The sequence below is a fragment of the Streptomyces sp. NPDC000941 genome, from assembly GCF_053599555.1.
The window spans coordinates 1-12,273 of record NZ_JBSFMM010000288.1; the positions used below are offsets into that span (position 1 = coordinate 1).

12 protein-coding genes and 1 pseudogene are annotated in these 12,273 nt (G+C 69.7%); 4 read left to right on the forward strand and 9 right to left on the reverse strand.

Annotated elements, in window-relative coordinates; genetic code table 11:
• Window positions 1–125: 125 nt before the first annotated feature.
• The 7 genes from ACWDSL_RS47745 to ACWDSL_RS47775 form a co-directional block, all read right to left on the reverse strand.
• Complete coding sequence (locus ACWDSL_RS47745; RefSeq protein ID WP_450495300.1) at window positions 126–1,127, reverse strand: ketopantoate reductase family protein; 1,002 nt, start codon at window positions 1,125–1,127, stop codon at window positions 126–128.
• Window positions 1,128–1,173: 46 nt separating this feature from the next.
• Entirely contained in the window at window positions 1,174–2,154 is a 981-nt protein-coding gene (locus ACWDSL_RS47750; protein WP_450495301.1) for an SMI1/KNR4 family protein, read from the reverse strand.
• Between the two features lie 44 nt (window positions 2,155–2,198).
• Window positions 2,199–2,654, reverse strand: coding sequence for a group II truncated hemoglobin (locus ACWDSL_RS47755; protein WP_450495303.1), 456 nt, complete (start codon window positions 2,652–2,654; stop codon window positions 2,199–2,201).
• Window positions 2,655–2,840: 186 nt separating this feature from the next.
• A complete protein-coding gene (locus ACWDSL_RS47760; RefSeq protein WP_450495305.1) occupies window positions 2,841–3,434 on the reverse strand; it encodes an AMIN-like domain-containing (lipo)protein in 594 nt (197 codons plus the stop codon).
• Window positions 3,435–3,555: 121 nt separating this feature from the next.
• Complete coding sequence (locus tag ACWDSL_RS47765; RefSeq protein ID WP_450495307.1) at window positions 3,556–3,747, reverse strand: DUF397 domain-containing protein; 192 nt, start codon at window positions 3,745–3,747, stop codon at window positions 3,556–3,558.
• A 130-nt stretch (window positions 3,748–3,877) separates the two neighbouring features.
• Window positions 3,878–4,075 (reverse strand): DUF397 domain-containing protein, encoded by a 198-nt coding sequence (locus ACWDSL_RS47770; RefSeq protein WP_450495308.1) that lies wholly within the window; start codon window positions 4,073–4,075, stop codon window positions 3,878–3,880.
• Window positions 4,076–4,087: 12 nt separating this feature from the next.
• The gene (locus ACWDSL_RS47775) at window positions 4,088–4,939 is read right to left on the reverse strand and encodes a helix-turn-helix domain-containing protein (protein ID WP_450495310.1); all 852 of its coding nucleotides are present in this window, start codon (window positions 4,937–4,939) and stop codon (window positions 4,088–4,090) included.
• 141 nt (window positions 4,940–5,080) lie between these two features.
• On the opposite strand from ACWDSL_RS47775, the gene ACWDSL_RS47780 reads away from it, so the two are divergent.
• From ACWDSL_RS47780 to ACWDSL_RS47790, 3 genes and pseudogenes are all read left to right on the forward strand, one after another.
• Complete coding sequence (locus tag ACWDSL_RS47780) at window positions 5,081–5,518, forward strand: ATP-binding protein (protein ID WP_450495312.1); 438 nt, start codon at window positions 5,081–5,083, stop codon at window positions 5,516–5,518.
• Window positions 5,519–5,674: 156 nt separating this feature from the next.
• Entirely contained in the window at window positions 5,675–6,088 is a 414-nt protein-coding gene (locus ACWDSL_RS47785; protein ID WP_450495314.1) for a hypothetical protein, read from the forward strand.
• A 114-nt stretch (window positions 6,089–6,202) separates the two neighbouring features.
• Window positions 6,203–7,754 (forward strand): annotated as a pseudogene (locus ACWDSL_RS47790) (alpha/beta hydrolase).
• Here ACWDSL_RS47790 and ACWDSL_RS47795 read toward each other — a convergent pair.
• Together ACWDSL_RS47795 and argS are read right to left on the reverse strand one after the other, a co-directional pair.
• The gene (locus ACWDSL_RS47795) at window positions 7,737–8,345 is read right to left on the reverse strand and encodes a Uma2 family endonuclease (protein WP_450495315.1); all 609 of its coding nucleotides are present in this window, start codon (window positions 8,343–8,345) and stop codon (window positions 7,737–7,739) included. The pseudogene ACWDSL_RS47790 and the gene ACWDSL_RS47795 sit on opposite strands and share 18 nt — an antisense overlap.
• A 157-nt stretch (window positions 8,346–8,502) precedes the next feature.
• Window positions 8,503–10,311 carry an arginine--tRNA ligase gene (gene argS, locus ACWDSL_RS47800; RefSeq protein WP_450495317.1) on the reverse strand — a complete coding sequence of 603 codons (1,809 nt, stop codon included), beginning with the start codon at window positions 10,309–10,311 and terminating at the stop codon, window positions 8,503–8,505.
• Between the two features lie 134 nt (window positions 10,312–10,445).
• Here argS and lysS point away from each other — a divergent pair, with 134 nt between their 5' ends.
• Window positions 10,446–12,215, forward strand: a complete 1,770-nt coding sequence (lysS, locus tag ACWDSL_RS47805; protein WP_450495319.1) for a lysine--tRNA ligase — start codon at window positions 10,446–10,448, stop codon at window positions 12,213–12,215.
• Window positions 12,216–12,273 lie beyond the last annotated feature (58 nt).

Consider the following 12,273-nt stretch of genomic DNA (forward strand, 5'->3'; position numbering starts at 1 on the left):
AAAACCAAAAACAAAAACCCATATTCTATCTTTGTTGTATGGTGTTAAGACGTGTGCTATTCCTATATATGACACCGCCACACGCCGTCGTTTCGGCGTGTCGCTGTCTCATACTCACCGCAAGTTCAGGCTGCGTCGATGATCCGGGTGAGCTGCGCTGCGGTGATCGTGCCGGGGGTCCGGCGCTCGCGTGCGCATTCGTTCGCGGTGCGCCGCAGCGCCTCGTTGACCGGGGTCGGCACTCCGTGGAGCCGGCCCAGCAGCACGATCTCGCCGTTCAGATAGTCCGCCTCGACCGTTCCTGAGCCTCGGACCAGGCTCTGCCACGACGAACCGCCGCGCCATGCCGCACCGCCGGCGACGGGGCGTATGTCCATCTTTCCGTCGCGCACCGCGCTCTGCTCGGCGTCGCTCGCGCGGTCGATGCCCGCCGCGTCGAAGACGGCGCTCGCCTCCGCCTTCGCGCGCCGTACCAGGGCCGTCGCCTCCTCGCCCCCATCCGGCCCGCAGACCGCCTCCACGGCGTTGGCGACGTTGCCCCGCAGCTTGGCGTACTTCCAGCGCATCACGTCCGGCACGACCGGCGCGAGGAAGTGGGACTTCTCCAGGTCGGCCGCGATCCGCCGGACCGTCTCGTCCGCGCCGGACGGATAGCCGCCCAGGTGGAGCAGGCCGGTGCAGGGCGCGCAGGGGGCTATGACCTCGCCCGGCTCCAGATAGGTGGCGGGCAGCCAGACGCACATCGCGTACACCCGGCGGAAGCGCCGCAGCGCCAGCCGCTCGCTCTCCACCCCGTTCTGCGCGCACACCAGCGGCAGCCGGTCGGCCGCCGTCCCGCCGTCGGCCACCGGGCGGGGCGCCCAGGCGTCCAGCGCGGCCACGCTGTCCTGGGTCTTCACGGCGAGCACGAGTACGTCGTCGGGGCGCAGCTCGACGGCCTCGGGCCGGTCGGCCACGGGCACCGGGAGCCGGTGCGCGCCGTCGGGCGTCAGCAGCCGCAGCCCGTCCCGGCGCAGCGCCTCGTAGTGCGCTCCGCGCGCCACCAGGACGACATCGTGCCCGCTCTGGGCGAGCCGCCCGCCGATCGCACCTCCGATGGCGCCCGCTCCGATGACGACGTAGCGCATCCCGGCTCCCCTTTCGCCCGCCTCTTTGCTGGTTCGGGCCGTCACGCTACCGCCCAAGATCCGCCGTGCCGTCGGCGGGCCAGGGCCTGTTGTAGTTCATGAACCAATGGGCGGCGAAGTCGGCGGGCATGGAGTAGGGGTGCTCGGGGTCGGCGAGCGTACGGAAGACGAACTCCGTGGTGGTCATGGCGAACCGGGTCCCGGCCTCGGGGCCGACCTCTGTGACATAGACGGGCCAGGCGTCGGGGTCGGGCCCTTCGGTGATCCAGTAGAACGATGTCTCGTGCTCGGTGCCCGCCCATGGCAGCAGCCCGCCCGGCTCGGGGAACGGCGGATGCGGCTCCCAGGACGGGGTGCCGTGAGCCTTCGCCCAACCGGACGCGAACTCGGCGCCTTTGACGATGTCGGCCGGCAGACGGACGTCCAGGAAGCCGTCGAAGGCGCCGTCCCCGAACGTCTCGACCAGCTTCTTGTAGTCGCTCGGCAGCGCCGTGCCCAGCCGCTCCTCGGCCGCCGCGCAGTCGGCCGTACGGATCCGGCCCGAGTACATCCGGTCCAGGCGGATCGGGTCGATGCCGACCTGGTCCGCGTCCCAGCCGGTCACGGCGACGAGCCGGTCCAGCCAGGAGGCGCCGGCGGGCAACTCGTCCGGCGCCGGGGTGGTGCGCGGGGCCACGACCACCATGAGCCGCGCCTCCCCGCCGACGCGGACCACGCCGCAGCCGATCCACCGGCCGCCGAACGCCCAGGCGCGCATCTCGGCGACGCGCTCGCCGTCCCCGAAGGGAGCGATGAGCGGCAGCCCCGTCCGCTCGCTCGCGGCGGGGTCGGCACGCCCTTCCGATACGAGGGTGCGCGGCTCCCCGTACCAGTTGCTGAGGGTCTCCACGAGCTCGCTCAGGCCCGCCCCGTCGGGGATCGTCAGGCACATATGCCCCGCCCCGTGCCCGGCCGACCGGCAGTCCAGGACCCGGGTGTCCGGCCACACCATGCCGTGGAGGGCGGGCAGCAGTTCGTCTTCGTTCACAGGAGACAGTGAAGCGCGTGCCACTGACATCGGCCCCGACGGGCCTACTGGAGGCCGTTCCAGCCCCAGCGCGGGGTCGGGCCCGGCTCGCCGAGGTCCTGGCCGACGGGTTCGGCGGAGACATCGCGGGCGATCTTGGTGCCCCAGTCGAAGTACTCCACGACGCGGCGGCGCAGCAGCTCGTCGTCCGGGAGCTCCTTCTCCACGGCGGCCGTCATCAGCTCCATCCAGCGGGTCCGCTGCTCCTCGGTGATCGCCAGCCCGAGATGCGACCGCAGCAGGGACTGGTGGCCGCCCAGTTCCTCGGTGAAGCGGGCGGGGCCGGAGAAGATCTCGGCGAGCCAGACGGCGACGTGCTCGATATGGGTACGGCTGAAGTTGGCGAAGACCGGGGCCAGCAGCGCGTCCTCCAGGACCGCTTCGTAGAAGGTGTCGCTCAGCCGGCGCAGGGTGTCCATCCCGCCGATGGCGTCGTACAGCGTCTCGGTGTGCTCGCTCATGCCGTTTCTTTCCCCGTCGTGGACGCACTCCGCGATCGTGCGGAGCTGCTGATCTCGTCGCCTCTCAGGTTTGGCGAAGAGCGGCGGGAAACCCAGGGGGTTCACCCTGGGCACAGGAAGCGGTAGTTGGTATTCCGGGCTGTTGTCACGGCCCGTGGTGCAGGGCCGTGACAACAGCGCCCGAGGTCAGCGCGCGGTGGCCCAGGAGTGGGCGACGTCGACGATCAGCCGGTCGCCCGACTGGAGGACCCGGAACGGCAGCCGGGCGCGCACGCCGAGCCCGACCTGGGTCTCACCCTCGAAGCTCGCGCCGTAGCGGGTGTCCTTGAACGTGCGGTACCCGGCGATGTCCACCCCGGGCAGCGGCTTCCCGGCCCGCCCCGGATACGTCTCGCCGCCGACCTCCGGGTCATAGCTCGGCGCGGCCACATGGATCTCCAGGATCGCGCCGCCGCCGACCGCGATCGGGTCGCCGGAGCCGTCCTGGTACATCGCGTCGACATAGCCGACGCGGTAGCCGGTCTGGCCGGCCGCCGTGCCGCTCTTGATGTCGAACACCAGGCGATCGTAGCACTCGTGCTGACCCGCCCTGATGTTCTTCAGCGGCTTGTAGTTCGCATCTTGAGCGGTCTTCTCGCCGCTGCCCCACGCGGTCGCGCAGGCCTCCGCCGAAGCGTTGGCCGTCCTCGACGTGGTGGCGGCACCGGCCGTCCCCGCCGTCGCCGCCAGTCCGGCGCCGGCCAGCGTGAGCGCCGCGAGTGCGGTCCCCCAGCGTCGCATGACTACCTCCAAAAGATCGGGTTCCAGTTACGTGGCGTCCGACTGCCCCGGTTGGGAGGAGGTTGTCCGCGTCGGCGATTTTCTGCCAGGCCGATCGGGAAGTTTGTCGCAAACCATGCGGCTAGGGGGTGAGGTGGTCGAATTGGCCTGCCTTGGCGGCGCGTATGAAGTGGCCGAGGTGGGTGGGGGTGGTGGTGAGGATCGTGTCGGGGGTTTCGCTCTCGCGGAGGCGGATGGTTCCGTCGGCGGCGGAGGCGAGGTTGAGGCAGTTGTTCGCCGCCTGGCAGTAGGAAGACTTGTACCAGTCCAGCATGGACAATGTGTTGCCTTTCAGAGTGACTGTGCGATGTCGCGGATGAAGTCGCGGGACCGTGGCGGCGGCGCCAGCCGCCCCGCCGTCGTCGCCAGTCCGGCGCTGGCCAGTGTGGTCGCAAACCATGCGGCTAGGGGGTGAGGTGGTCGAATTCACCTGCCTTGGCGGCGCGTATGAAGTCGCTGAGCCGGGCGGGAGTGGTGGTGAGGACCGTGTCGGGGGCCTCGCTCTCGCGGAGGCGGATGGTTCCGTCGGCGGCGGAGGCGACGTTGAGGCAGTTGCTTGCCGCCTGGCAGTACGAGGACTTGTGCCAAACCGGAGTGGACAACGTTCCTGCCTTTCAGAGGGATCGTGCGATGTCGTGGATCAAGTCCCGGGACTGGTCCGCCTTGAGGGCGAGGCATTCCATCCGGTCAAGGATGCTGCGGTAAGTGTCCAACTGGGTGGCGGCATCAAGGAATACGGAACCGTGAGCCTCGTCGATCTGAACGGTGTCGAGCTGGGGCACGCGTCCGGTGGCATAGACGATCGTCTGCCCGGGGGCGGGGAAGGCTCCCGCCGCGAATGGCATGGCGAGGACGGTGATGTTGTCGCGCCAGCTCATTTCGAGGATGTGGTCGAGCTGCGCCCGAGTGGTCGCCTTGCCGCCGAACTGCATGCGCAGCGCGGCCTCATGGATGATCGCGGTGTACTCAAGGGGGTCATCCCGGTGAAGAACCGCCTGGCGTTTGACGCGGTGGGAGACGCGGTGCTCCACCTCGTGGGGTGGAATTGGCGGCACCGTTTCCTGAAATAGGGCTCGCGCGTGGTCAACGGTCTGGAGCAAACCGGGCAGCGTGGCTGTTTGGGCGGTGCGCAACGTCACGGAGTGATACTCGAATTCGGCCAGGTCCAGAAAGCCGTTGGGCAGGACGCCTCGGTACTCCTCCCACCAGTGGCGGGTGCGATCGCCCGTCATCGCGACCAGCGCGTCGATGAGTTGCTGATCCGCGCAGCCGTAGCGGCGTGCGATCGTGCGCACCCGCTCCCCGCTCAGCCCCACGCGGCCGGTCTCGATGCTGCTGACCTTGGCGCGGTCGAGGCCGAGCATCGCCGCCGCCTCAACGGTTGACCGACCTGAGCGTTCGCGCAGCTTGCGCAGTTCGGCCCCCAGGCGCTGCTGGCGGGGTGTGGGTGAACTCCTGGGTGGCATGGGTTCTCTCCTTGGTCGCGCACAGTCTGCCGTTGTCGCTGCACAAGATCTAGCGAGGTACCAGTTTCCCGAAGTTAGGAGTACACGTACCCCGACATGCTCTACGGTGTGTGTCAAGTCACTCACTCTACGGAGGCGCGTATGTGCAACGACCCCCGTGTGCCCGAAGACTGGGACTACACCCTCCAGTTCCCCCGCGACCCCCTCGCCCCGCGCATCGCCCGCCGCATACTGCGCCTCATCCTCGAAGAGCACGGCGTGCACGATCTGGCCGACACCGCCGAGCTGCTGGCGTCCGAGCTCGTTACGAACGCCTACGCCCACTCGGACGGTCCGGCGTCCATGAATGTCAGGCGAAGCGATAAGCGCGTGCGGGTCAGCGTCTGCGACAGCAACCCCAAACTCCCGTACCTGGCTGCGGACTGGGCCGGTGACGCCGAGGCCGAGCAGGGTCGTGGAGTCGGCCTTCTGGATGTGATCGCCGACAGCTGGGGCGGCTGCGCCATCGGCGACGAGCTGTTCGGGGTCGGCGGCAAGACCGTCTGGTTCGAGCTCGGGGAGGGTTGGCGGGACGCATAACAAAAGGCGCAGGTGGACGAAGTTAACTCAGGAAATGCTCAACAAACGCGGGAAGTTGTTCACGGCCGGAAACGCCCCGGCTAATCTCCCGGCTCAAGTTCACCGCACCGCAGGCCGGTTGGTGTGGCCTGTCCCAGAAAAATCAAGGAGCACCCTGTGCCGAAGCTTCGGAGGCCCACCAAGGGGGCCGGGCTGCGGATTGCTGCGGTCCTCGCCGCCGCCGTCTCGCTGCCCGTCCTGGCCTCGACGAACGCCCACGCCATCGCTTGGGACCACACGATCCACTCGGACGACGGGGACCCCGGGGCCCGCCTGCGGTTCGAGGCCAACGGCGACATCGTCGAGCTCTGCGACATCGAGGCCGACGGCTTCGCCGCCTACGCCGAGATCTACGACCCCAAAACCGGCCAGACCCGCACCCTCACCGTCGGCGGCAACGGCAACTGCAAGCGCCGCGACGCCTCCGACTCTGGATGGAACCTCGTCGAAGGCCGGGGATACAGCTTCATGGTGGCCCTGACAGAGGGCAACTACATCGCCTACCCGGACGACGAAACCTGGAAGGCCTGACACGCAGCCCCACCGGGTAAGCCGGCTGACGCGGCGGATCGGGGGTTATCCCCCGTCCGCAGCGGCCAGTTGGCCTGATGGAATCTCGAAGCGGGCTCCGCGAGGCTCGGACCCATGAGAATCGCCAACGTCAAGGCCGCCTCCCTGGCCCTGGCCCTCGCCGCCGCCTCGCTGCTCGCCTCCACGGCCGCCGCCGACGCGGCCGCCCCCCGATCCCCCACGCCGCTGAACTGGGGCGTGTGCGAGGGCACCGGCCTCGACCCGAGGCAGGAGTGCGCGACGCTCAACGTGCCGCTGGACTACCGCGACCCGGGCGGGGAACAGATCTCGCTCGCCGTCTCCCGCGTCTCCAGTGCCAAGCCGGGCGCCCGCCGGGGCACGCTGCTGCTGATCCCCGGGGGACCGGGCGGCTCCGGCCTGAGCAGGCCGTCCACCCTGGGCGCCAAGCTGCCGCAGACGGTGCGGGACGCGTACGACCTCGTCAGCTTCGACCCCCGGGGCGTGGGGCCGGTCCACGCCGGTCAGCTGCGGCCTCGCCCACGAAGACCTGGCCCTCACCCGCTCCCGCCCCTGGCCCGCCCCGGACGGGAGCATCGCCGACAACGTCGCCACCGCACGGCGCATGGCCGACGCCTGCGCTCGCAACGGCGGCCCGGTGCTGAAGAGCGTCAGCACCGTCAACGAGGCCCGCGACATCGACCGCATCCGCCGGGCGCTCGGCGAGCAGAAGCTGTCGGCCTGGGGCACGTCGTACGGGACGTACGCGGGGGCCGTGTACGCGCAGATGTTCCCCGAGCGCACCGACCGGTGGGTGCTGGACAGCAACGACGACCCCGACCCGAAGCGAGTGGGGCGCGGCTGGCTGGCCGCCTTCGCCGTCGGCGTCGAGGACACCTTCCCCGCCTTCGCCGCGTACGCCTCCGAGCCCGGCGAGCATCAGCTCGCGGACACCCCCGACGGCGTCCGCCGGCTGTTCCTCGACCTCGCGGCCCGGCTGGACGCCCATCCGATCCCCTGGGAGGGCGCCAACCCGCCCGAGCTGAACGGCAATGCGCTGCGTCATCAGCTGCTCGACACCCTCTACTCTCCGAGCCGGTACGCCGACCTCCCCGGGAGCCGCTACGCCGCCCTCGCCGAGCTGATCCGGGCCGCCCGTGACGGCGAGGACCTGCCCAAGCCCGCCACACCGCCGGACGAGGCGATGCAGAACACCTTGGCCTCGGGCACCGCGACGCTGTGCAACGACGTCTCGTGGTCGAAGTCCCTGCCGTCCTACGCCCGCGAGGTCGCGGCCAGCCGGACGAGCCACCCGCTGACGGCCGGGATGCCGATGAACGTCATGACCTGTGCCTTCTGGCCCGACGTGCCCCGCGACAAGCCGGTGCGGATCACCCCGGACGGGCCGTCGAACGTGCTGCTGGTGCAGAACCGGCGCGACCCGGCGACGCCCTACAGCGGCGCGCTGAAGCTGCGCCGTGCCTTCGGGGAGCGGGCCCGGATGGTCACGGCGGACGAGACCGGGCACGGGGCGTACGTGGTCAACGGCAACGCCTGCTCGGACGGGTATGTGACCGACTTCCTGGTCGGCGGGGAGCGGCCGGAGCGCGACGCTTTCTGCGCGGCGGAGGGGGAGCGGCCTGCGGTCGGTTCACTCGGACAGGAGTGAGTCGACCTCCAGCTCGACTTTGGCGCCGATGGACTCGGGCAGGACGAAGGACTCGCCGGGGCGGTGGACGGACCGGGTGCGGTATTCGCCATCGTGGGGGTCGGTGAGGACGATGACCTCGCCGTGTTTGCGGTCGCCGATGACGTAGACGGGGACGCCCGCGCGCGCGTAGTGGCTGGGTTTGCGGTCCAGATCATCACGCCAGTTGGACGAGGTGACCTCGAACACCATGCGGAAGACGGCGGGGTCGATGCAGTTGTACCGCGCCATGTGGTCACGGAAATCCGCGTCCACGACCGAGAGGTCCGGGATCGCGTAGTCCTCGTCGCCCGTCGGCAGCCAGATGCCCACGGCTTGGACGACGCGGGTCTCGCCCTGGTGAAGAGCGGCGAACGCAAGCGTGAGATTGGTGAGCGATTCCGCGTGCGGGGGATCGGCAGGGGGCGTCACGATCAGCTGTCCTCCGAGGATCTCGGCCCGGTATCCAGGAAGGTTCTGGAACACCGTCTCGGCGATGTCGATGAGGCTGACCGCCGTCTCCTCCGTGGTGTGCGCGACGGGTGGGCACGGGCGCTCGGGGGCAAGCGTCATGTCGCTTCTCCTGTCTGCTTCCTCGGCCATGTGACCTCACCTTGATCGTAGGATGCGCTCAGTAACGATTCTGCCGGGCAAATCGCCCGAAAGCAGCGTTGCGGCGACCTTCGCAAAAGTGAGCGAAGGCCGCCGCAACGGGGGCGCGCGGGAGCGCTCAGAGGCGCTCGGGGGTGCGGATGCCGAGCAGGTCCATGCCCTGGTGGAGGGTGCGGGCGGTCAGGTCGCACAGGAAGAGGCGGTTCTCGACCTGGGCCGGGCCGCCCTCGGCCTTCAGGACCGGGCACTTGTCGTAGAAGGTCGTGAAGAACGAGGCCAGCTGGTACAGATACGCGGCCAGCTTGTGCGGTTCGTAGCCCGCCGCGACCTCCCGCAGGACCTCCGCGAACTGGTCCAGGTGCAGGCCCAGCGCCCGCTCGGCGGGGGCCAGGGGAAGCTCGGGGCGGGCGACCGGGTTCTGGCCCTCGCCGGCGTGGCGCAGGATCGACTGGATCCGGGCGTACGCGTACTGGAGATACACCGAGGTGTCGCCGTTGAGCGAGACCATCTGGTCCAGGTCGAACTTGTAGTCGCGGGCGGCCGACGTGGACAGGTCCGCGTACTTGACCGCTCCGATGCCGACCTGGGCGCCGCGCTCGGCGATCTCCTCCTCGGTGAGGTCGATCTTCCCCTCGCTCTTCTCGCGGACGACGGCCGTCGCCCGCTCGACGGCCTCGTCCAGCAGGTCCACCAGCCGCACCGTCTCGCCCTCACGGGTTTTGAACGGCTTGCCGTCCTTGCCGAGGACGGTGCCGAAGGCGAGCTGGTAGGCGTGGGTCTTCTCGTTCAGCCAGCCGATCCGGCGGGCTGTTTCGAAGACCATCTTGAAGTGGAGCGACTGCCGGGCGTCCACGACGTACACCAGCGAGTCGGCCTGGAGGCCCTGGACCCGGTCCCGGATCGCGGACAGGTCGGTGGCCGCGTAGCCGAAGCCGCCGTCGGACTTCTGCACGATCAGCGGCACCGGGTTGCCGTCCGGGCCCTTGACGTCGTCGAAGAAGACGCACAGCGCGCCCTCGGAGCGCACCGCGACGCCGGACTCCTCCAGCAGCCGGCAGGTCTCGGCCAGCATGTCGTTGTAGCCGGACTCGCCGACGACGTCGGGGTCGCGGATGTCCATGTCGAGCTTGTCGAAGACCGAGTAGAAGTAGATCTTCGACTCGTCGACGAACTTGCGCCACAGGGCGATGGTCTCTTCGTCCCCGGCCTGGAGGTCCACCACCCGGCGCCGGGACCGCTCCTTGAACTCCTCGTCGGAGTCGAAGAGCACCCGCGCGGCCTTGTAGAGGCGGTTCAGGTTGGACATGGCCTCCTCGCCGGAGGCCGCCAGGTCCTTGTCGTCCCCGGTGCCCTGGTCGCCCGTGGCGGCCTTGTGGTCCAGTTCGTGCGGGTGCTCCAGCAGGTACTGGATGAGCATGCCGAACTGGGTGCCCCAGTCGCCGATGTGGTGGCGCCTGACCACCTTCTCGCCCGCGAACTCCAGGATCCGCACGACCGCGTCGCCGATCACCGCCGAGCGCAGATGGCCGACGTGCATCTCCTTGGCCACGTTGGGCTGGGCGTAGTCGACCACGGTCGTGCCGGGGCTCTCGGCGTACGGAACGCCGAGCCGGGCGTCGGCGGCGCGGGCGGCGAGGGTCTTCACGATCGCCTCGTCCGACACCGTGATGTTGAGGAAGCCGGGTCCGGAGACCTCGATGCCCGCGATCAGCTCGCCGGCCGGCAGGCTCTCCACGACCTTGGCGGCCAGCTCGCGCGGGTTGCCCTTGAGCTTCTTCGCGAGCGCCAGCATCCCGTTGGCCTGGAAGTCGGCCCGGTCGCTACGTCGCAGCAGCGGATCGGCGGCGCCGGCCTCCGGCAGGGCAGCCGAGAGGGCGTCCGCGAGACGCTGGTGGACTGTGGCGGCAAGGGATGGGACCGAGGCCATGAGTGGAATGCCATTCCGATAGATGGTTGGGTCCACCTCAGTATTTCACGGCGTGTCCAACGCTTTGTCCTGCTCTTCGGCGGCCTGTGGAAAACCTTCGGGCCCCTCGTTCCGTCTGGGACAATGGTGTCGCCATGACCGCAAGGAAGGAAGTGCCGACCGTGGCTCAGAGCACCGAGACCGACTGGGTCTCCCGATTCGCCGACGAGGTTATTGCCGAGGCGGAGCGTCGCGCCCCGGGCAAACCGATCGTCTGCGCCTCGGGTCTCAGCCCGTCCGGCCCGATCCACCTCGGCAATCTGCGCGAGGTCATGACCCCGCACCTGGTCGCCGACGAGATCAGGCGGCGCGGCTATGAATGCGTGCACATCCTGTCCTGGGACGACTACGACCGGTATCGCAAGGTCCCGGCCGGGGTCGACGCCTCCTGGGCCGAGCACATCGGCAAGCCGCTGACCTCCGTCCCGGCCCCGCCCGGATCCCCGTATGCGAGCTGGGCCGAGCACTTCAAGGCGCCGATGATCGAGGCGCTGCGGGAGCTGGGCATCGAGTTCCACGGCATCAGCCAGACGGAGCAGTACACCTCGGGCGCGTACCGCGAGCAGGTCCTGCACGCGATGCGCCACCGCGGGCAGATCGACGCCGTGCTCGACCGCTACCGCACCAAGGACAAGGACAAGGACAAGGCGGCCGGCGGGGCGAAGAAGCCCGCCAAGCAGCAGCAGAAGCCGGTCGACGAGGCCGAGCTGGAGGCCGCCGAGGGCTCCGGCGCGGCCAGTGAGGACGACGGCGGCGCGGGCGGCGCGGGCTACTACCCGTACAAGCCGTACTGCTCGGTGTGCGAGCGCGATCTGACCACCGTCACCTCGTACGACGACGAGACGACGGAGCTGGCGTACACCTGCGCCTGCGGCCACGGCGAGACCGTGCTGTTGCGCGAGCACGACCGGGGCAAGCTGGTCTGGAAGGTCGACTGGCCGATGCGCTGGGCCTATGAGGGCGTGGTCTTCGAGCCCTCGGGCGTCGACCACTCCTCGCCCGGCTCCTCGTTCGTCGTCGGCGGACAGATCGTGCGCGAGGTCTTCGGCGCCGAGCAGCCCATCGGCCCGATGTACGCCTTCGTCGGCATCAGCGGCATGGCCAAGATGTCCTCGTCCAAGGGCGGCGTGCCGACCCCGGCCGACGCGCTGGAGATCATGGAGGCACCGCTGCTGCGCTGGCTGTACGCGCGCCGCCGGCCGAACCAGTCCTTCAAGATCGCGTTCGACCAGGAGATCCAGCGGACCTACGACGAGTGGGACGCCCTGGAGCGCAAGATCACGGAGGGGGCGGCCCAGCCGGCGGACGCGGCCGCGTACAGCCGTGCCACCCGCACCGCCTCCGGCGAGCTGCCGCGCACCCCGCGCCCGCTGCCGTACCGGATGCTCGCGTCGGTGGTCGACATCACCACCGGCCATGACGAGCAGACGCTGCGCATCCTCAGTGAGCTCGACCCGGACAACCCCGTGAAGTCGCTGGACGAGACCCGGCCGCGGCTCGACAGGGCCGAGCGCTGGATCAACACCCAGGTTCCGGCCGAGCAGCGCACCCGGGTGCGGGACGAGCCGGACACCGAGCTGCTGGCCTCGCTCGGCGAGACCGAGCGCGAGTCGCTGCGGCTGCTGCTGGACAGGCTCGACACCCACTGGTCGCTGGACGGGCTGACCACGCTCGTGTACGGGGTGCCCAAGCTCCAGGCCGGGCTGGCGGCGGACGCCAAGCCGACGCCGGAGCTGAAGGTCGCGCAGCGCACGTTCTTCGCGCTGCTCTACCAACTGCTGGTCGGCCGGGACACCGGCCCCCGGCTGCCGACGCTGCTGCTCGCGGTGGGCGCCGACCGGGTGCGCAAGCTGCTCGCGGCCTGACACCACCTGGCGCTCTCGGACGGACATCGGGCGGGCCGGACTCCACAGGAGTCCGGCC